This is a genomic window from Qipengyuania sp. R86523, assembly GCF_044596365.1.
Taxonomy (GTDB): Bacteria; Pseudomonadota; Alphaproteobacteria; order Sphingomonadales; family Sphingomonadaceae; genus Qipengyuania; species Qipengyuania citrea.
Genome location: NZ_CP138997.1, coordinates 2186235 through 2206256, shown reverse-complemented (window position 1 = coordinate 2206256; position 20022 = coordinate 2186235). Strand labels below are relative to the sequence as shown.

The 20022-nt window shown below is 64.8% G+C and carries 20 protein-coding genes and 1 tRNA gene; 13 read left to right on the top strand and 8 right to left on the bottom strand.

The window, feature by feature from the left end:
• A complete protein-coding gene (gene pepN, locus SJY12_RS10855) occupies nt 1–2652 on the bottom strand; it encodes an aminopeptidase N (RefSeq protein WP_397505352.1) in 2652 nt (883 codons plus the stop codon).
• A gap of 259 nt (nt 2653–2911) precedes the next feature.
• Between pepN and SJY12_RS10850 the strand changes: the two genes are divergently transcribed.
• Nucleotides 2912–3697, top strand: a complete 786-nt coding sequence (locus tag SJY12_RS10850; RefSeq protein WP_397505351.1) for an SDR family NAD(P)-dependent oxidoreductase — start codon at nt 2912–2914, stop codon at nt 3695–3697.
• Here SJY12_RS10850 and SJY12_RS10845 read toward each other — a convergent pair.
• Nucleotides 3681–4625 (bottom strand): DMT family transporter, encoded by a 945-nt coding sequence (locus tag SJY12_RS10845; RefSeq protein ID WP_063505686.1) that lies wholly within the window; start codon nt 4623–4625, stop codon nt 3681–3683. The genes SJY12_RS10850 and SJY12_RS10845 overlap by 17 nt on opposite strands.
• On the bottom strand, nt 4622–5617 hold the full coding sequence (locus SJY12_RS10840) for a threonine aldolase family protein (RefSeq protein ID WP_397505350.1): 996 nt from the start codon (nt 5615–5617) through the stop codon (nt 4622–4624). Before SJY12_RS10840 ends, SJY12_RS10845 begins: the two co-directional genes overlap by 4 nt.
• Before the next feature lie 53 nt (nt 5618–5670).
• Here SJY12_RS10840 and SJY12_RS10835 point away from each other — a divergent pair, with 53 nt between their 5' ends.
• Nucleotides 5671–5967, top strand: a complete 297-nt coding sequence (locus SJY12_RS10835; protein ID WP_397505349.1) for a GNAT family N-acetyltransferase — start codon at nt 5671–5673, stop codon at nt 5965–5967.
• Here SJY12_RS10835 and SJY12_RS10830 read toward each other — a convergent pair.
• Both SJY12_RS10830 and SJY12_RS10825 read right to left on the bottom strand, forming a co-directional pair.
• Nucleotides 5964–7529: a PH domain-containing protein gene (locus SJY12_RS10830; RefSeq protein WP_397505348.1), complete on the bottom strand. Its 1566-nt coding sequence runs from the start codon at nt 7527–7529 to the stop codon at nt 5964–5966. The two genes, SJY12_RS10835 and SJY12_RS10830, sit on opposite strands and share 4 nt — an antisense overlap.
• On the bottom strand, nt 7526–7993 hold the full coding sequence (locus SJY12_RS10825) for a PH domain-containing protein (protein ID WP_063510483.1): 468 nt from the start codon (nt 7991–7993) through the stop codon (nt 7526–7528). The genes SJY12_RS10830 and SJY12_RS10825 overlap by 4 nt, the downstream gene beginning before the upstream one ends.
• Nucleotides 7994–8082: 89 nt before the next feature.
• On the opposite strand from SJY12_RS10825, the gene SJY12_RS10820 reads away from it, so the two are divergent.
• Entirely contained in the window at nt 8083–8979 is an 897-nt protein-coding gene (locus SJY12_RS10820) for an SDR family oxidoreductase (protein WP_397505347.1), read from the top strand.
• A 61-nt stretch (nt 8980–9040) separates the two neighbouring features.
• Here the strand turns inward: SJY12_RS10820 and SJY12_RS10815 are convergent.
• Nucleotides 9041–9115 (bottom strand) — tRNA-Thr (locus SJY12_RS10815).
• 111 nt (nt 9116–9226) lie between these two features.
• Between SJY12_RS10815 and SJY12_RS10810 the strand changes: the two genes are divergently transcribed.
• The 9 genes from SJY12_RS10810 to SJY12_RS10770 all read left to right on the top strand — a co-directional run bounded on the left by SJY12_RS10810 (nt 9227) and on the right by SJY12_RS10770 (nt 16894).
• Nucleotides 9227–9370 carry a hypothetical protein gene (locus tag SJY12_RS10810; protein ID WP_397505346.1) on the top strand — a complete coding sequence of 48 codons (144 nt, stop codon included), beginning with the start codon at nt 9227–9229 and terminating at the stop codon, nt 9368–9370.
• A 36-nt stretch (nt 9371–9406) separates the two neighbouring features.
• On the top strand, nt 9407–10093 hold the full coding sequence (gene gpmA / locus SJY12_RS10805) for a 2,3-diphosphoglycerate-dependent phosphoglycerate mutase (protein ID WP_397505345.1): 687 nt from the start codon (nt 9407–9409) through the stop codon (nt 10091–10093).
• Nucleotide 10094: 1 nt separating this feature from the next.
• A complete protein-coding gene (purE, locus tag SJY12_RS10800; RefSeq protein WP_397505344.1) occupies nt 10095–10589 on the top strand; it encodes a 5-(carboxyamino)imidazole ribonucleotide mutase in 495 nt (164 codons plus the stop codon).
• Complete coding sequence (locus SJY12_RS10795) at nt 10589–11644, top strand: 5-(carboxyamino)imidazole ribonucleotide synthase (protein ID WP_397505343.1); 1056 nt, start codon at nt 10589–10591, stop codon at nt 11642–11644. The genes purE and SJY12_RS10795 overlap by 1 nt, the downstream gene beginning before the upstream one ends.
• Nucleotides 11641–12120, top strand: a complete 480-nt coding sequence (locus SJY12_RS10790) for a dihydrofolate reductase (RefSeq protein ID WP_397505342.1) — start codon at nt 11641–11643, stop codon at nt 12118–12120. Before SJY12_RS10795 ends, SJY12_RS10790 begins: the two co-directional genes overlap by 4 nt.
• Nucleotides 12117–13043: a bifunctional riboflavin kinase/FAD synthetase gene (locus tag SJY12_RS10785; protein ID WP_397505341.1), complete on the top strand. Its 927-nt coding sequence runs from the start codon at nt 12117–12119 to the stop codon at nt 13041–13043. The genes SJY12_RS10790 and SJY12_RS10785 overlap by 4 nt, the downstream gene beginning before the upstream one ends.
• A gap of 70 nt (nt 13044–13113) precedes the next feature.
• Nucleotides 13114–15939, top strand: coding sequence for an isoleucine--tRNA ligase (gene ileS / locus SJY12_RS10780; protein ID WP_397505340.1), 2826 nt, complete (start codon nt 13114–13116; stop codon nt 15937–15939).
• A complete protein-coding gene (gene lspA / locus SJY12_RS10775) occupies nt 15936–16484 on the top strand; it encodes a signal peptidase II (protein WP_230832269.1) in 549 nt (182 codons plus the stop codon). Before ileS ends, lspA begins: the two co-directional genes overlap by 4 nt.
• Nucleotides 16484–16894 carry a DUF3035 domain-containing protein gene (locus SJY12_RS10770; protein ID WP_230832268.1) on the top strand — a complete coding sequence of 137 codons (411 nt, stop codon included), beginning with the start codon at nt 16484–16486 and terminating at the stop codon, nt 16892–16894. Before lspA ends, SJY12_RS10770 begins: the two co-directional genes overlap by 1 nt.
• 58 nt (nt 16895–16952) lie before the next feature.
• Here SJY12_RS10770 and SJY12_RS10765 read toward each other — a convergent pair whose 3' ends face one another.
• The gene (locus tag SJY12_RS10765; protein WP_063507064.1) at nt 16953–18269 is read right to left on the bottom strand and encodes a hemolysin family protein; all 1317 of its coding nucleotides are present in this window, start codon (nt 18267–18269) and stop codon (nt 16953–16955) included.
• Between the two features lie 186 nt (nt 18270–18455).
• Between SJY12_RS10765 and SJY12_RS10760 the strand changes: the two genes are divergently transcribed.
• Nucleotides 18456–19151, top strand: a complete 696-nt coding sequence (locus SJY12_RS10760) for an OmpA family protein (protein ID WP_050601422.1) — start codon at nt 18456–18458, stop codon at nt 19149–19151.
• Nucleotides 19152–19232: 81 nt separating this feature from the next.
• On the opposite strand, the gene SJY12_RS10755 is transcribed toward SJY12_RS10760, so the two are convergent.
• Nucleotides 19233–20012 (bottom strand): 3'(2'),5'-bisphosphate nucleotidase CysQ, encoded by a 780-nt coding sequence (locus SJY12_RS10755; protein WP_397505339.1) that lies wholly within the window; start codon nt 20010–20012, stop codon nt 19233–19235.
• Nucleotides 20013–20022: the final 10 nt, after the last annotated feature.

Sequence of the window (20022 nt, the reverse complement as noted above, 5' to 3'; positions counted from 1 at the left end):
CTAGCCCAGCGAACGGGTAACCTGTTCATATGTATCGCGCGACAACTTCGGCGCTTCGGCAATCCGCTGGAGCGCTTCGCGCATCAACTGCGCGCGGCCTTCCTCGATCCGACGCCAGCGCCCCAGTGCGGGAACGAACCGGGCAGCGGTTTGCGCATTGATCGGATCGAGTTCGAGGATCAGATCGGCGAGCATGCGATAGCCCTCGCCATCGGCAGAATGGAACGCGCCGGGGTTGCTGGCGAAGGCCATGTAGAGCGACCGCACGCGATTCGGATTGCGCAGCGCGAAATCCTCATGTTCGCGCAAGGACTTCACATGCTCGATCGCGTGGGGATGAAGCGAACTGGCCTGCAGCGCGAACCACTTGTCGATCACCAGTGCGTTGCCCTGGTATCGATTGTAGAAGTCGAGCAGCCGGCCGGTGCGTTCCGCACTGTCGAGCCCGGCCAGCACCATCAGCGCGCCCTGCCGATCGGTCATATTGTCCGCGCGGTCGTATTGCCGCGCCGCAAGACCGGATGCGGTGGCCGGATCGCCGGCAGCGGCATAGGATAGCGCCAGCGTCTTGACCTTGCGCGCGCCCTTCGCCTCAGCATCGAGTGCAAAGGGCACTTGGACGGCTCTTTCGTAAAGCGCATGGAGAGGATCGGCGAGCCGTGTGGCTACGTCCGCCTTGAGCGCTTCGCGAGCGGCATGGATACTGCCCGGATCGGCGATCAGCATCTGTTCCGCTATGTACGCCTGGCTCGGCATGACCATCAGTTCGCCGCGCATCAGATCGTCGAGCGCGCTATCCTCGATCACTGCTCGCATCGCCTGCGCGATATCGCCGCGCGCAGCGTCGCGCTCGGCATCGTCGAGCTCGCCCGAGACGCTGCCGACAAGATAGCCTGTCATCAGTTCCTGCATCGCTTCGTACCGCGCGAAGGGATCGTCGTCGCGCGCGGCGAGGAAGACGAGTTCGTCGCGCGGAACATCACGGTCGATGGAGACCGGCGCCGAAAAGCCGCGATTGATCGAGAGCACGGGTCTGGTCGCAAAGCCGTCGAAGGAAAATTGTGCGGTCTCGCTATCGAGCACTACCAGTTCTTCACCCGCGTGATTGCCACTCTCACGGTCGAACAACGCCAGGCTGAGCGGGATAGGCATCGGCTGCTTGTCGGGCTGGCCTGGCGTCGCAGGTACGGTTTGCGTCAGCGTGAGCGTGGCGGTCTGGCCTTCATGTGTCAGCCGCGCGGCAACCTTGGGGGTCCCAGCCTGCGAGTACCATAGCCGGAACTGCGCAAGATCCAGATCAGCGCCGTCCTCCATCGCGCGAACGAAGTCCTCGCAGGTCGCCGCTTCGCCATCGTGGCGCTCGAAGTAGAGATCAGTGCCGCGGCGGAAGGCTTCCTCGCCTGCCATCGTCCGCATCATGCGAATGACCTCGGCGCCCTTGTTATAGACAGTGGCAGTGTAGAAATTGCTGATTTCGCGATACGAATCCGGACGGATCGGATGAGCCAGCGGCCCCGAATCCTCGGGAAACTGCACACCGCGCAACACGCGCACATCCTCGATCCGCTTGACCGGCGCGCTGCCCATTTGCGCGCTGAACAGCTGGTCGCGCAGTACCGTGAAGCCTTCCTTGAGGCTCAGCTGGAACCAGTCGCGGCAGGTTACCCTATTGCCCGACCAGTTATGGAAATACTCATGGCCGATTACGCCTTCGATCCCGTCGTAATCGCCATCGGTGGCGGTCTCGGGGTCGGCAAGGACGTATTTGGTGTTGAAGATGTTGAGGCCCTTGTTCTCCATCGCCCCCATGTTGAAATCGGATACGGCGACGATGTTGAACAGGTCGAGATCGTATTCGCGCCCGAAGACTTCCTCATCCCAGCGCATCGAGCGCTTGAGGCTTTCCATCGCGTGCTCGGTCCGGTCGAGATCGCCGTCGCGGACATAGACGTTGAGCTCCACCTTGCGGCCGTTCATGGTCGTGAAGCTGTCGCTGCGGGCGACAAGATCGCCAGCGACGAGTGCGAAGAGATAGGACGGCTTGGGCCACGGATCGTGCCATTCGGCCCAGTGCGTATCGCCTTCCTCGCCCTGATCCGTCCGGTTGCCGTTGCAGAGCAGGACCGGAAACCGGGCCTTGGGCCCGCTCATCCGGACGGTATAGGTGCTCAGCACATCGGGCCGGTCGGGGAAGAAGGTGATCCGGCGGAACCCCTCGGCTTCGCATTGCGTGCACAGCATCCCGCCCGAAGCGTACAGCCCCATCAGTTGCGAATTGGCCGACGGATCGATGACGGTGACGATCTCGAGCGAATGGCGTTCGCCCGGAAGCGTCACCAGCAGGTCATCGCCATCCATCCGGTAATCGGTACTTTCGTTGCCGTCGCACGATAGGGATTCGAGCTGGAGCCCGTCGCCGTTCAGACGGATGGTCCGCGCCGCTTCAGCCGCCGGATTGCGTTCGATCTCCAGTCTTGCGGTAACTCGCGTTTGATCCAAGGCGAGATCGAACGTCAGGCGGATGGTCGGAACCAGCCAAGGAAAGGGCTTGTAATCCTCGCGGCGGATTTCGGGTGGGGCCTTTGGCTGGATGGCGGCGTCGGCCATTTCGGGATTGCCGTCGGGGGTTGCGGGAGTGCGCGCGATATCCATGGAATTCCTGTCGAATGCGTAGCTTCTTGGTCTGTCACTCCTTGCAACGTCCGTCGAGACATTGCGTTCACAAGGCGCTGCGCCGATTGCAGCGATTGACAGCGCCGCTGGCCTGCCCCAGCCAGCGACCTCGCATGACCCTCGTGTTCGACCTCTTTTCTGCGGCCAATATCAGCCGCGACATTTCCGCCCCGCTCCGTGCTGCTCCGAGTGCCTTTTGCACGCGGTCCACCAGGCAAGCGTTTGGTTACGGCGTGGCATGACTCGCCTGCTGATCTTCGGCCTCGGCTATACAGCGACACGGATCGCCGATGCGCTGCGCGGCAAGGGCTGGCATGTCGATGCTACCGGCAGCGCGGGCAATCTGGCTTTCGACGACCGCACTGCCGTCGCGCAGGCTGTGGATGCCGCCACCCATGTCCTGAGCAGCGTTCCGCCCAGCGAAGGAAGCGATCCGGTGCTCGACCGCTATGGCGACCTGATCGGCGACCGGTGGCTGGGCTATCTGTCGTCGACGGGGGTCTATGGTGATGCGCAGGGGGCCTGGGTCGACGAGGCTTCCCCCACCGGCGGCGGGCGGCGCAGCGCACGGGCGGAATGCGATTCGCGCTGGCTGGATGCCGGCGCGCGGGTGTTCCGTCTTCCCGGCATCTACGGCCCGGGTCGTAGCGCATTCGACCGGATCGAACAGGGCAAGGCGCACCGCATAGATCTTCCGGGGCAGGTTTTCAGCCGCGTTCACGTGACGGATATCGTGGCGGGCGTGATCGCTGCGATCGGCCGCAATGCACCAGCGGGCGCCTATAATCTGGCGGACGATCTGCCCACGAGCCAGAACACCGTCATCGAAGAAGCCTGCCGTCTGCTGGGCCAGGCGCCGCCGCCGCTGCAAAGCATCGAGGATGCAGGGCTGTCGCCGATGGCGCGCGGTTTCTACTCCGAGAACCGGCGTGTCGCCAATGGCAAGGCGAAACGCGTGCTTGGCTGGGACCCCGCCTTCCCGACCTATCGCGAAGGGCTCGCGGCGATCATGGCTCGGGCGTAGCCCGCCGCGGCGGTGCGGTTGCCCGGCCTCGCATGGCCACGACCATACCGACCAGCGTGACGACTGCCCCGGCAGCCGGCAGCGGTCCCCAGACGAACCCTTCGAACAGCGTCGAGAGGATCATGGCCACAACCGGGACAATCACCGAGCTGTAAGCCGCCTTCCCCGCCCCGACCTTGCGGACGAGGCCGTAATAAAGCGGGAAGGTGACGACCGATCCGGCGAGGCCGAGAAACAGGATCCCCATCGTGTAGGATGGTCGGGGATCGAATTGGGGCGGGCCTGCCGTTACCAGCGCAAAGACGGTGTTGATCAGCACGCCGATTGTCATCGCCCATGCCAGGAGCGCAAGGAAAGGCTGCTTTTTCGCGCCCTCCATTGCCTGCGTGATATTGGCTGCGCTGGCCGAAAGGATGCCGCCAACCGTCAGGCCAGCCCCGAGCAGCACCTGTTGCAGTGTTGCCGGCGAAGAACGCCATTCATGCGCGAACAGCAGCGCGACACCGATCGCCGCAATCAGCGACCCGAGCACGAATGCACCGGTGATGGGTTGGTGCAGGAAGATCCGGCCCAGGACGGCATTGGGCACCACCAGCAAGGCGAACATCACTGCGACCAGGCCCGAGGTGATATAGGCTTCGGCATTGTAGACGAACGCGAAGTTGAGCGTGAACTGGAAGAGGCCGAGCAAGGCCGCCCAGCGCAGCCCCCCCGGGACCAGCAGCAGCGGTTCGCGGCGCAGGGCGGCAAGTGCGAACATGCCCAGCGCGGCGATTACGAAGCGGTATGAGATCGACCAGCTCGCCGGAACGCTGGCGATCTGGTCTCGAATGACCAGCCAGGTGCCGCCCCAGATCAGGCTGACAATCACGAAGGCGATGAAATTGCGAGGGGTAAACAGGCTCTCGGCCTCGGCAGGCGCGCTCATAGGCTGGCGATAGCCCGTGCCAGCGCGGCGGCGGCGGCGTCGCGCGTGTTCCAGGCCGTGACGAAGCGCGCCGCATCTGTACCCCAGTCGTAAAAACCGAAGCCTTGTTCGCGAAGCACATCGCGCTCGTCAGCGGTGCAGCGAACGAACACTTCATTGGCTTCGACCGGATGCATCAGCCGCGTTTCGCACGCGCGTGCGATCTCCTGCGCAGCGGCATTGGCGTGCCGGGCATTGTCCAGCCAGACGTCCCGCTCGAGCATGGCGTGGAGTTGCGCGGCGAGAAAGCGTCCCTTCGACTGGAGGTGCCCCGCCCGCTTGCGGCGATAGCGCGCGACATCGGCGAGCTCCTGATCGAAGAATACGATCGCCTCGGCGCTCATTCCGCCGTTCTTGATAAAACCGAAACTGAGCGCGTCGGCCGCTCCGGCCGCGTCCCCGGGCGCGCAATCGAGGAACGCGACCGCATTGCCGAACCGTGCGCCGTCCATGTGCAGGCCAAGCCCGCGTTCGCGCGCCAGTTCGGCGATCGCGGCGATTTCATCCGGTCGGTAGACGCAGCCATATTCGCTCGGCTGCGTGATCGAGATCGCATGCGGCTGAACCTGGTGGACATCGTCGCGGATCGGATCGACCGCTGCGCGAATGGCCTCCGGTGTCAGCTTGGCACCAGTGCCTTCTGCCAGAATCAGCTTGGCCCCGTGGAGGTAAAAGCCCGGCGCACCGCCTTCATCCATTTCGATATGCGCTTCTTCGTGGCAGACCACCGCTCCGTGGGGCGGGACCATGGTGGCGAGCGCGAGGCAGTTCGCTGCGGTCCCGGTGCCTGCCCAGAGTACCGTGCATGGGCGGCCGAACAGCTGCGAAAACCGGTCGTCCAGCGCCGCGCTCCACCTGTCGCCGTCATAGGGCGAATCGGGCTCGTCGGCGGCTTTGAGGGCGTCCCAGACCGCAGGGTGAACTGCGGCTGCATTGTCGGAGAGAAACAGCATCGGAACCCCTTAGACAGGGGAACGTTGCTTGCCCAGAAGGGAAACTTTCGGACATGGAAAACGACGAAATTGTAATCGAACGCCACGATCACACCACTCATGGCGAATATCTGGTAAGCATCGGCCCGGGCGAGGCGGCCGGAAAGCTCACATGGACGCAGCGCGGCGATGCCCGCGATGCCGAGCACACAATCGTACCGCCGGAACTTCGCGGACAGGGTATCGCCGGGCGGCTGGTGGATGCGCTGGTGCGCGATGCCCGGCGCGAAGGCTTCAAGATCATTCCCAGCTGCTCTTACGTCGCCGCGCAATTCGATCAGCATCCCGAATGGGAGCCGCTGCGCGTCTAGCAGCCGGTCGGCGTGGCCTCACCGATCTGTGAAAAGTCGTTCGCAGTCATGCTGTCGAGCACTGCCGCACGCACCCGCTCGGCTTCGGCCACCGACAGCCCGCGCAGGCGCAAATTCCCGCCGGCCAGCCCAAAGCGGACGTCGGCATAACCGCGTAGCCGGGCCAGCGGATGCTGCACCAGCTCGACCGATTGCAGTTTATGCCGCGCGGCGATGGTCATGCTGGGCGCCAGCCATCCGCGCCGCGTATAGAGCCGATCACGATCGAGCGCATGGCGAGTACAGTGCCAGGTAAGGAACTGGTCGAACGCAATCGCGCCGCCACCGAGAATGGTTGGCACGATCGCCAGCTTCCAATGCCCCAAGGCTAGGGCTATCCCGGACAGGACAAGCATCGCCGCCAGCCCCAACAGGAAGGCATCGATTCGGTGGGCCGGTGCCCCGCGATGCCAGTCGGAGCTTTCCTCGGGCAGCGCGAACCCCGTTTCGCTTACGACGCGCGCAATTTCATCCATCCGTCCGAAGGGGACGGCGTCGTGATTCGCGGATCCACTATCGCTCGCAAGGCTGACAGCCTTGAGCGCATGGAAGCCGAACAGGCGCCGCACCATTCCCGTCCGCACCCGCAGCGCCTGGATCCGGTGGGTCGGCATGACCAGATCGGTTCGCGTCAACAGCCCGCGCCGCCGCCGCAGACCCTTGTCGGTTCGTTCCAGCCGGAACCCCCATTCGCGCAAGACCGTCCGCACCACTCCGCTCGCCACGCCGATCAGAAGCAACGCCAGGGCCGCGATCAGGGCGCCCAGGACCTGTGCGTGGATCCCCAGCCCCGCGAGCCATGCGCCAGGGCCGGAAAGCTGGTCGCCCCAGGCCCGCCAATCCGAAATGTCGCGCCAGCCGCGCCAGTCCCAGATTTCGAAGGGGAGCAGGAAATCGAACTGCTGCGCCACGCCTGCCGCGACCGCGACGACCACCAGCGAGAATTCGAACAGACCGAAAGTGACGACCCGCCTGGGCGACATGGCGTACAGCAGATGCGCAGTGTTGGCCTCGGCAAGTTCTTCCTCGCCGATGGGCGCAGCAAAAGCGGCCGGCCCTTCGCGGCGCGAACGCACCAGTTCGCGCAGGCGTTCGCCCTCGCTTTCGCGCAGATAGGCGAGCGACAGGTCGTCACCACCGCCCGCGCCGGTTTCGAAACGCACCTCGACCAGTCCGAACAGCCGGGGCAGCGGTTTCTGCTCGAGGCTGACGTCCTGGATCCGTTCGTAAGGAACGGACCGTGCCGCGCGCGACAGAACGCCGCTTTCCACCCGGATATCGGTGTTCCCGACAGTATAGGTCAGCCGGGTCCAGCGCAGATAGGCGAACAGGAGATTGCCTCCGCCCGCCACCAGCACCAGCGGCACGAAATACAGCAGCAAGTCGCCCAGATCGCCTTTATCGAGGATGGCGAAAGCGCCGACGATTATCGGCAGGACCAGCTGACCAAGCATCGCGATCGCGCGCACCGCGAAGGTGCGGGGATCGGTTCTGAGCGCGTCGTTCCCGGCCTCTTCGTTCACCGCGTGTCGCGCCTGATCGCAGCGCGGATTTCCTCGCGCATGGCCACCGCGTCGCCATGGCTGAGCCCGGGCAGCGCAACCGAAGCGTTGTGCGTGCCCGCCGTGTGCACCGTGAGCGTGGCGAGATGGAAGACGCGTTCCAGCGGTCCCTGGCCGACATCGATATGCTGGACGCGGCCGAAGGGCACCACGGTATCGGAGCGGAAGATCACGCCGCGGACCACGCGCAACCGTTCTCCGGCGAGAGAATAGCCGCGCGCATGATAGCGCCGCAGCGGTACGCGGATCAGCGCATAGGCCGCCACCGCCAGAGCGGGGAGCCAGACCACCCCGGTCCATCCCGGGATGGCCACTTCCGCGATCGTGGCTGCCGCCAGCAAGATCAGCGCGGCGATCGCCAACTGAACGCGCAGCAGCGTCTTGTAGGCGGGGTCGAGCGGGGTGAGGTCGTCGGCGGCATCCATGGCGTTCTAGTTAGGCAATACAGTGGGGCTATTCAATCTGGTTTCGCGGTCCGGGTGCGCTATGCCGTACAAAAGGGAAAGGGAGAGGCATGGATATTTCCAAACTGATGTTCCGCGACGACCTTATGGAAGGCGAGCGCATCCTGATAACCGGGGGTGGCACCGGGCTGGGCCGCGAAATGGCCGAAGCCTTCCTCAAGCTCGGCGCCGCGGTGCATATTTGCGGACGGCGACAGGGCAAGCTCGACGACACGGCGAGTGAACTCATGCAGCGGCACGGCGGAACGGTTCACGGCCATGCCTGTGACATCCGCGACCCGGACGCGATCCATTCCATGGTCGATGCGATCTGGAGCCACGGTCCCCTGACCGGCGTGGTCAACAATGCGGCGGGCAACTTCATCAGCCGCACCGAGGACCTGTCGGTCGGCGGTTTCAACGCCATCAGCGATATCGTCTTTCGGGGCAGTTTCTATGTCACGCTCGACATCGGCAAACGGCTGATCGCCGAAGGACGGCGTGCAAGCTTCCTGTCGATCCTCACCACCTGGATTTGGAACGGCGGACCCTTCGTGGTGCCCAGCGCGATGAGCAAGGCCGGTCTCAACGCGATGACCCAGAGCCTGGCGGTCGAATGGGGACGCCACGGATTGCGCTTCAACGCGATCGCCCCGGGGCTGTTTCCCACCGACGGGATGAGCGCGCGGCTGTCACCCGGCGGTCGCGGTGGCAATGCGCATGAAGACACCAATCCGATGGGCCGCCACGGCGAAATGCACGAACTGGCCAATCTGGCGGTGTTCCTGATGGGACCGGGTGCCGAATGGCTCAACGGCCAGACCATCGCCATCGACGGCGCCGGGTACCAGGCGACCGGCGGAACCTTCTACGGCGCGCTCAAGGACATGGGCGACGAGCAGTGGGAGGCGATGCGCAGCATGATCAAGGGGACGAATGCCGCGGACAAGGCCGAACGCACGGCATGATGCGCAGACGGCCTCCTGACGCGGGGGCGGCCCCCGGGACCGGGGACGTAGATATGGGAAATGGTGCTGCTGGGGAGGATTGAACTCCCGGCCTCACCCTTACCAAGGGTGCGCTCTACCACTGAGCTACAGCAGCACATTTCGCCCCGGAAATGCCGTCGGGGTGGAGGCGCGCGCTAATGGCAGACGCGCAGCATAAGTCAACCTTCGCTTGAGCGGAGCGACAAAATTGGCAAAAGCTTGCGTCATGGACAGCCCAGACGACAAGTTGAGCCGCGAAGAGCGCCTCGCCGCGAAACTTCGCGAGAACCTGCGCCGCCGCAAGGGCCAGGCGCGCGAAATCCGCGAATCGGACGACCACCCCCTTTCCAAGGACGATGCGGGCAGCTAACGCGCCTTGCTCCTAGGGGAATTACGGGAGCTCCCAGTGTCCAAGCTGATCCTCGTCCGTCACGGGCAGAGCGAGTGGAACCTCGCCAACCGCTTTACCGGCTGGTGGGATGTCGACCTGACCGAAAAGGGCGAGACCGAAGCGCGCGAAGCGGGCGAATTGATGCTGGCGAAGGGCGTTTTGCCGACGCTTGCCTTCACCAGCGTTCAGAAACGCGCGATCAAGACGCTCAACCTTGCGCTGGAAGCATGCGACCGGCTGTGGATCCCGGTAACGCGCGACTGGCATCTCAACGAACGCCACTATGGCGGGCTGACCGGGCTCAACAAGCAGGAGACCCGCGACAAGCACGGCGACGAACAGGTGCATATCTGGCGCCGCAGCTTCGACATTCCGCCGCCCGAGCTCGAACAAGGCAGCGAGTTCGACCTGTCGGACGATCCGCGATACGCCGGGATCGACGTTCCGCGCACCGAAAGTCTCAAGCTCACGATCGAACGCGTGCTGCCCTATTGGGAAGAAGCGATCCTGCCGCAGCTCGGCAAGGGCGAGACGGTGATCATTTCCGCACATGGCAATTCGCTGCGCGCGCTGGTCAAGCACCTGTCGAACATTTCGGATGACGAGATCACCGGGCTCGAGATACCCACCGGCCAGCCGATCATCTATGAATTCGACGGCACGCAGGTGATCGGCGAACGCTATTACCTGAAGGACAGCTGAGATGACTGCCCCGGGGAACGCCAAGGTTGCGATCGTCATGGGCAGCCAGTCCGATTGGGAAACCATGACCTGCGCCGAAGAAGTGCTCGGCGAACTTGGCGTTGCCACCGATGTCCGCATCGTCTCCGCGCATCGCACGCCCGACCGGATGTATGAATTCGCCAAGCGTGCGGCAGCGGACGGTTTCGAAGTGATCATCGCCGGCGCCGGCGGGGCGGCGCATCTGCCCGGCATGATCGCCGCGCTTACGCATGTCCCCGTGCTCGGTGTACCGGTCCAGTCGCGGGCGCTGTCGGGCGAGGACAGCCTGCTCTCGATCGTGCAGATGCCGGCCGGGGTCCCGGTGGGAACGCTGGCGATCGGCAAGGCCGGGGCCACCAATGCAGGCCTGCTTGCTGCGGCGATCCTCGCCAACCACGACCCCGACCTGTCGCAGCGGCTGCAGGACTGGCGCGCAGCGCGCAGCGCGGCGGTGACCGAGCGCCCCGTCGACTGATGCTGAAGCGCGGCGGCACGATCGGCATTCTTGGCGGCGGCCAGCTGGGCCGGATGATGGCCATGAGCGCTGCACAGCTCGGCTATCGCTGCATCGCCTATGCACCTGAGGGCGACACCGTGGCAGAACAGGTATGCGGTGATGTCTTCGCCAACAAATGGGACGATACGGCGGCGCTCGCCGCCTTCGCCGCGCAATGCGATGTGGTGACGTGGGAATTCGAGAACGTCCCCGTAGCCACCGCGCAGGCCATGCCCGAGGGCCGCATCTTCCCCCATCCGCGTGCGCTGGAAACCGCGCAGGACCGGCTGAGCGAGAAACGCTTCGTCGAGGGACTTGGCGGTACGGCTGCTGCCCACGCCTGCGTCGACGGGCGCGCGGATCTTGACCGGGCGGTGGAGCGACTGGGCGTGCCCGGCATTCTCAAGACCCGCCGTGATGGTTACGACGGCAAGGGTCAGTGGCGGATCACTTCGGCGCGCGATATCGAGGGTCTGAACCTGCCCGACCTGCCATTGATCTACGAAGCGTTCGTCGAATTCGAGGCCGAGTTCTCGGTCATCCTCGTGCGCGGCCAGGACGGGGCGATCCGGTTCTGGGATTCGACCCGCAACACGCATGACGACGGCATTCTGGCGACTTCCGCGCTGCCCGCCGGACAGCCGATCGCGGATCAGGTCGCACCGGCGCGGGATCTGGCGCGGCAGGTTGCCGACGCGCTCGATTACGTTGGCGTCCTCACACTCGAATTCTTTGCCACTGCTGCGGGCCCGGTGTTCAACGAAATGGCGCCGCGCGTGCACAATTCGGGGCACTGGAGCATCGAGGGCGCGGCCACGAGCCAGTTCGAAAACCACATCCGCGCGGTCGTCGGCCTGCCTCTCGGCGACACGGACACGGTCGCGAAAAGCGTTACCATGACCAATATCATCGGCGCCGACATTCGGGACGCATACGCGCAGCTCGACACGGCCGACACCCATCTGCACGACTATGGCAAGGCCGAGGTTCGAGCAGGACGCAAGATGGGTCACGTCACCCGTATCGTGCGATGAGCCTGTTCCTGATCTATGCGCGCGCCGCCAATGGGTGCATCGGCAAGGATGGCGCCCTGCCCTGGCACCTGCCTGCGGACCTCAAGCGGTTCAAGGCGCTGACGATGGGCAAGCCGATGATCATGGGTCGCAAGACATTCGAGAGCCTGCCCGGCCTGTTGCCCGGCCGCCGCCATATCGTGCTGACCCGGCGCGAACGTTGGGATACGAGCGGTGCCGAGATTGCCCGGTCGGTCGAGGAAGCGCTCGCGCTCGCCGGTGACGGCGACGTGGCCGTAATCGGCGGCGCCGCGATATACGACGTGTTCATGGCGCATGCCGACCGGATCGAGCTGACCGAAATCCATGCCGAATTCGACGGCGATACCTTCATGAAGCCGCCGGGTCCCGAATGGACCATATGCGGGCGGGAGGATTTCGCCGCCGATGGGGACATCCCGGCCTACAGCTTCGTGACACTGGAGCGCGCGGCATGAGGTTTCTCGACCACCGCGAGACGCTGCCCGAAAGCCTGCGCGGCGCGATCATCGCACTGGGCAATTTTGATGGCTTCCACCTTGGCCACCAGGCGGTGGCGGGAGAAGCGATTCGCTGGGCGCGCGAAGAAGGCCGGCCGTCGATCATTGCCACATTCGATCCGCATCCGGTGCGTCACTTCAAGCCAGATGCCGCGCCTTTCCGCCTGACCACGCTCGAACAGCGGCAGGAACTCTACTTGGCCGCGGGGGCCACCGCGATGCTGGTGTTCCATTTCGATGGCGCGCTGGCGGGCACCACGGCGGAAGATTTCGTCCAGCAGCTGCTCGGCGACCATTTGGGCGCTGCCGGAGTGGTCACCGGCGAGGACTTTACCTTCGGAAAGGCGCGGGGCGGCAATTTCGCCAAGCTCGTCAGCCTGGGCAAGGATATCGGCATGGCCGCGCGGGCTGTGCCGCCGGTGATGGACCAAGGCGCACCGGTATCGTCCAGCCGCGTGCGCGACGCCCTGCGCAATGGCGACCCGCAGGAAGCCGCACGGTTGCTGACCCGCCCCTTCGCGATCCGCGGCGTGGTCCAGCATGGCGACAAACGCGGGCGCGAGATTGGCTATCCCACCGCAAATCTGCCCGTTGAGCACTATCTGCGCCCCAAATACGGTATCTATGCCGTCACGGGCCGCGTGCTCGCCACCGGGCAGGAGTTGGAGGGTGCGGCCAATATCGGCGTGCGCCCGCAATTCGATCCGCCCAAGGAATTGCTCGAGCCCTATTTCTTCGATTTCTCCGGCGATCTCTACGGGCAGGAGATCGAGGTGGCCTTCCACCATTTCCTGCGCGGCGAGGCCAAGTTCGACAGCCTCGATGCGCTGGTCGCGCAGATGGAGAAGGACTGTGACGAGGCGCGTCGGCTGTTCGGCTGACCCGTCACGCCCGCGCGGGCGCGACGAAAGTCTTTATTGCGGAGCGGGTTTGGCCTAACGGCTCGCCTCTATGTCCGAAAAGCGCGATTACAGAGACACGGTCTTCCTGCCCAAGACCGATTTCCCCATGAAGGCCGGCCTTCCTGCGAAGGAGCCGAAGATCGCCGCGCGCTGGGAGGAAGAGGGGCTGTATCAGCAGCTGCGCGAAGCGCGCGCCGGGCGCGAGACCTTCGTGCTGCATGATGGCCCGCCCTACGCCAATGGCGACATGCATATCGGGCACGCGCTCAACCATACGCTCAAGGACATGGTCTGCCGCACGCAGAACCTGATGGGCAAGGACGCGCCCTACGTGCCCGGGTGGGACTGCCACGGCCTGCCGATCGAATGGAAGGTCGAGGAACAGTACCGCAAGAAGAAGCTCGACAAGAAAGCGGTCCCGCCGGCCGAATTCCGCGCCGAATGCCGCGCCTATGCCCAGAAATGGGTCGATGTGCAGCGCGAGCAATTGAAGCGGCTCGGCATCATGGGCGACTGGGACAATCCCTATCTGACCATGCAGTTCGACAGCGAGGCGACCATTGTCGCCGAACTCATGAAATTCGCCGAGGCGGGCAATCTCTATCGCGGTTCGAAGCCGGTCATGTGGAGCCCGGTCGAGGAAACCGCGCTGGCCGAGGCCGAGGTCGAATATGAGGACATCACCTCCACCCAGATCGACGTGGCGTTCGAGATCGTGGAGGCTCCGAGCCTTGAAGAGTTAGTCGGGGCGTACGCGGTGATCTGGACGACGACGCCGTGGACCATCCCAGTGAACCAAGCGATCGCGTATCATCCTGACCTTGAGGGCATCGACTACGGTTCTTGCTACGGCGTTTTCAAAGGTGATGATGGGCGCCGCTATGTGATGTCTCAGGCATTGATGCAGGACTTCACCTCCAGGACTGGCATCGGTTTGGAATTGGAGAGTGTGCTTTCCAACGAGGCATTGCACGGAGCCTTCGCCCGCCACCCGATGCACCACCTCGGCGGGTTCTACGCCAAGCCGCGTCCCTTCCTGCCCGGCGATTTCGTCACTACCGACAGCGGTACGGGCCTCGTCCACATGTCGCCCGACCATGGCGAGGACGACTTCCTGCTGTGCCGCGCCAACGGGCTCGAGCCGGTCTTCGCGGTCATGGCTGACGGGCGCTATCGCGACGACTGGGAATGGCTCGGCGCTGGCGATCTGGACGAGAACGGCAAGGAACGCCGCCGCAGCGTGATCAACAAGCCGTTCAATTCGCCCGAAGGCCCGATCTGCAGCGATTTGCGCGAAGCGGGTGCGCTGCTTTCCGCGAGCGACGATTACCAGCACTCCTACCCGCATTCGTGGCGTTCGAAAGCCAAGGTCATCTATCGCTGCACGCCGCAGTGGTTCGTGCCGATGGACAAGGAACTGGGCGGCGGCGGCACGCTGCGCAGCCGCGCCATGTCCGAAATCGAACGCGTCCGCTTCATCCCCGAAAAGGGCCGCCGCCGGATCGGTTCGATGGTCGAAGGCCGTCCCGACTGGGTGCTGTCGCGCCAGCGCGCCTGGGGCGTGCCGATCACGCTGTTCGTGAAGAACGGCACGGGCGAATATCTGCAGGACCCCGAAGTCAACGCGCGCGTCATCGCCGCGGTGCGCGAGCACGGCGTCGATGCCTGGGACGAGAGCCGCAAGGCCGAATTCCTCGGCGATGCGCACAATCCCGACGATTACGAAATGGTCGCCGACATCCTCGATGTCTGGTTCGATTCGGGCTGCACGCATGCCTTCACGCTCGAAAGCGGGCGCTGGCCGGCGCTGAAATGGCCCGCCGACCTCTATCTCGAGGGCAGCGACCAGCACCGCGGCTGGTTCCAGTCCTCGCTGCTCGAAAGCTGCGCCACGCGCGGCCGCGCGCCTTACGACCAGGTGCTGACACACGGCTTCACCATGGCCAGCGACGGGCGCAAGATGTCGAAGAGCCTCGGCAACACGATCGACCCCCTCAAGGTCATGGAACAGTACGGCGCGGACATCATCCGGCTGTGGGCGCTCAGCGTCGATTCGACCGAAGACCACCGCATCGGCGACGAAATCCTCAAGGGCGCGGGCGACCAGTACCGCAAACTGCGCAATACCTTCCGCTACCTGCTCGGCGCGCTCGACGGTTTCGTCGGCGATATGGGCGATGTCGGCGAGGTGCCCGAACTCGAGGTCTATATCCTCGCGCTGCTGGCCGATCTCGATGGCAAGCTGCGCCACGCGGCAGAGAATTACGACTTCAACGCCTATACGCGGCTGCTGGTCGATTTCTGCAACGAGGATTTGTCGGCCTTCTACTTCGATATCCGCAAGGACGTGCTCTATTGCGACGGGCCGGGCAGCGTGAAGCGCAATGCCTACCGCACCGTGCTCGACCTGCTGTTCCACGCGCTGGTCCGCTATGCCGCGCCGGTGCTGGTGTTCACGGCAGAGGAAGTGTGGTCGACGCGCTATCCCGATGGCGGCAGCGTCCACCTGCTCGAATGGCCGCAGGTGCCGGGTGTGACCGCCGATGGCGCGCGCTGGGCGCAACTGCGCGAATTGCGCGAGGACGTAATGGAAGCGATCGAGCCGCTGCGCCGCGACAAGGTGATCCGCTCGGGCCTCGAGGCCGATGTCGTCGTGCCCGCCAGCGCCGTGCCCGAAGGTTTCAGCGACGCCGACCTCGCCGAATTGTTCATCACCGCGTCAGTCGCGCGCGGCGATAGCGACACGGTGACGGTTACGCGGACAGATGAAAGCAAGTGCGGACGCTGCTGGCGCCTGCTGCCCAGTGTCGCCGAGGATGGCGACCTGTGCGATCGCTGCGAAGACGTGGTCGCCACGCTGGATGGTGCGGCATGACCCCCCTCCTGCGCAATCGCCTGATCGGCTGCGTGATCGCCCTGCTGATTTTCGCGGCCGACCAGTGGAGCAAGAACTACGTCACCAAGACGCTCGGCATCGACCGGGTGGGTGACGCGATGGAACTGCTGCCGATCTTCGATCTGCGTTTCACGCGCAATTTCGGCGTGTCGCTGGGCATGTTCGAAGCAACCAGCCCGGAAATGCGCTGGGGCCTGGTGCTGGTGACCGCCGTCATCGCGCTGGTGGTGACCGTGTGGATGCTGCGCGAAAAGCTGCTGGGCGACATCCTCGCGCTGTCGCTGATTCTTGGCGGGGCGCTAGGCAACATCAAGGATCGCTACGAGCTCGGCTATGTCGTCGACTTCGCCGATCTGCATTTCGGCGATTTCCGCCCGTTCCTGATTTTCAATGTCGCCGATGCGGCTATCACCATCGGCGTGGTCATCGTCCTTGCACGCGCCTTTTTCATGCGCGACAAGGACGAGCAAGAGGTCGACGACCTCATGAACAGCAAGGCGGCCGACGCCGCGGAGAGCAAGTGATGAACCAATTCACCCGTTTCGCCCTGATCGCCGGGCTTGGCGCCATGACCGCAGCCTGCGGCAGCAGTGGCCTGCTCAATCGCGACCGGCCCGATGAATTCGCCGTCCAGCGGCAGGCCCCGCTGGTGGTGCCGCCCGATTTCAACCTGGTCCCGCCCAAGCCCGGCGCTCCGCGTCCGGCCGAAGGCAGTGCCGCCGCGCAGACGCTGGAAGCCCTGTTCGGCGGTCCACAGGCGCGCAGCAGTGTCGAAACCAGCGTGCTCGAACGCGCGGGAGCCGCAGACCCCGGGATCCGCAGCGCCGTCGGCGATCCGGCGACCGCCACCGTCGCCAAGGGCAGCGTGACGCGCGACATCGTCGCTGCGCCCGAGGGCGATGGCGCCAATGCCGTCGCCGTAATCCCGGGTTGAGAGCCTAGCTATTTGGAAGAACCTGCCGGCGCCAGTGCCGGCAGATTTCCACGCCGCGTCAGGCAGGCTGCGCTGCCCCGTCCGCCTCGTTGCTTACCAGCAGCTTGTCGATCCGGCGGCCATCCATATCGACGACTTCGAAACGCCAGCCCTGATCGGTGAAATGGTCGCCTTCGTTGGGCAGCCGCTTGAGCACATGCAGTGCGTACCCCGCCGCGGTGCCGAATTCGCGGTCTTCGCCATATTCGATGCCCAGCCGATCGGCGAGCACGTCGGCGGATAGCGAGCCCGATACCAGCAGGCTGCCATCGGCGCGCTCGGTAACCCCCGGCGAATCGCCCGGGTCCTGATCACTCGCGAAATCGCCGACCAGCGCAGTGAGCAGGTCGACCGGCGTAACGATACCATCGAGATGACCGTATTCGTCATGCACCATCGCCATGGCGATTTCGGCCTGTTGCAGCACGCGCAGCGCGTCGACCGCGTCCAACTGGTCGGGGACCACCTCGGTCTTGCTCATCAGCGCGGCAATATCGACCGGCTCGTTGGCGATGAGGCGCGACAGGATATCGCGCACCTTGACCACGCCCAGCACCCTGTCGGGCGACCCTTCGGCCACGGGCAACAGCGAATGGGGGCTGGCGTCGAGCACCGCACGGACCGCAGCTTCGTCCGCCGCAATATCGATCCAGTCGACTTCCGTGCGCGGGGTCATCAGCTCGCGAACGGGCCGCTGGGCCAGCCGGACGACGCCTTGCAGCATCTGGTGCTGTTCGTGTTCGATGACGCCGCTGCGCGTGGCTTCGGCAAACAGCATGTGCAGCTCTTCGGCGGTAACCGCGCTCTGGCCTGCCGGCCGCACGCCGAGCAGCCGGATCAGCAGACCGGACGAGGCGTCGAGCAACCACACCAGCGGGGCGGCGACCTTGGCCAGCACCGCCATCGGCCGCGCCATATAGATCGCGATTGGCACCGCAGCGCGGAGAGCCACCTGCTTGGGCACGAGCTCGCCAACCACAAGGCTGAGGTAAGTGGTCAGCGCGATCACCGTGGCGAAGCCCGCCTGGTCCGCCCAGTCCGCAGGAACGCCGAGCACGGCCAGGCGCTCGCCCACGGGCCCGCCGAGGCTGGCTCCAGAATAGGCGCCCGCCACGATCCCGATCAGCGTAATGCCGATTTGCACGGTCGAGAGGAACTTGCCCGGTTCCGCGCCCAGCGAAAGCGCGATCTGCGCGCCGCGATTGCCTTGCTGCGCTGCCGTACGCAGCGGGGCGGTGCGCGCCGACACGATGGCCAGTTCACTCATGGCGAACACGCCGTTGAGCACGATCAGTCCTGCAATGATCAGCAGGTCGGTCCAGGGAAAAGGTGTCACCCGCGCGTGGCTAGCACAATTGCTCCAAGCTGCCAGCGTTTCGTGTGACTTATCTGCGCCGGGCGCGGAACAGGCGCGCCGCTGGACGGTTGGCTTGGTTGTGACGTGGGTGGGCGCGTCCGGGATATATCGCCTGGCACCAAGCCCGTATTGGGGCCGCCTGCCACCTCAGAGGAGGAAAACTACATGAAAAAATCGCGCATTCTTACCGCCAGCCTCGCTGCCGTATCGATGATGACCGTATCGGCCTGCGTAACCGACCCCAACACCGGCGAACGCAAGGTTTCGCGGACCGTGCTCGGCACGGCCGGCGGCGCACTTGCCGGCGGCCTGCTCGGCGGCGTGATCGGCGGCAAGACCGGACGCATCATCGGCGCGGCAGCTGGCGGCGTGGCCGGCGGCGTGGTTGGCTACAACATGGATCAGCAGATCAAGGAACTCGAAGAGCAGACGGCCGGTTCGGGCGTCGACGTCAGCGAAACCGATGGCGGCGAAGCGATCCTGGTCAACCTGCCCGACGGCGTGACCTTCGCCACCGGCAGCTACACCATCACTCCGGGCTTCCGTGACCTGCTCGACCGCGTGGCCTCGAGCCTGACGCAATATCCCAACAGCCTCGTCGACGTATATGGCCATACCGATACCGTCGGTTCGGCCGATTCGAACCAGCGCCTGTCCGAACAGCGCGCGCAGGCAGTGGCGAATTACCTCACGTCGCGCGGCGTCGATTCATCGCGCATCCGCTGGATGGGCTTCGGCGAGACCCGCCCCAAGGTTTCCACCGGCGACAATGTCAACGAACCGCTCAATCGCCGCGTCGAAATCAAGATCATTCCGTTCGACCAGCAGGACATCCAGGCGGCCCAGTCGCAGGGAATGTAACGGGCAAGTCCGACATTCAGATCATCGATCGGGGCCGGCATTGCGCTGGCCCCGATTTCGTTCGGGCAGCTCTTCCGGCCGTTATTCGGGCAGGTTGTCCATTCGCCGTGCCAGCCGCTCCACGGCATTGGCGTGAATATCGGGCGCGCTGACCAATACGCCGAAGTCCCGCGGGTCGCGCTTGTTGTAGTCGAGCTTGCGGCCATAGGCGTCGCTCACTGCGGCACCGGCCTCGCGCGCGATCATTCCGGCTGCGGCGATATCCCATTCGAAACCCCAACGCACCGTCGCAACCAGATCCGCTTCGTCCGCCGCCACCATCGCGATTCGCAAGGCGATCGAATTGGGCTGGTCGACCGTGACCAGATCGGTGTCGGTCTTGGGCAAGACATGCGCAGGCACACGCGATCCGGCAAATTCGCGGCGGGTGGAAGCAGTCAGCCGCGTACCGTTGCGGAACGCGCCCTGCCCTGCAACCGCTTGCCATGTCTCGCCTCGCGCAGGGGCACACAGCGTGCCGATCAGTGGCCGGCCAGCGCTAATAAGCGCGACCGAAACCGCCCAGCCGCTGCGCCCGCGGATGAAATCGCGGGTCCCGTCGACCGGGTCCACCAGCCAGATCAGGTCGTGGCCGAGACGCGCCGGGTCATCGGCGGTTTCTTCGGACAGCCACCCCGCGGAAGGCAGCAGCGCGCCAAGCTCGCGCTTGAGGAAGGCATCGACTGCGAGGTCGGCCTCGCACACCGGATCACCCGGTTTCTTTTCCCATGCATCCAGCGCATTGCCCGCCCCCGGCCACAGATCGTATGCGATCCGTCCGGCTTCGGAGACGATGGATTCGAGGCGCTGGCTGTCGATCATGGCTATCGGT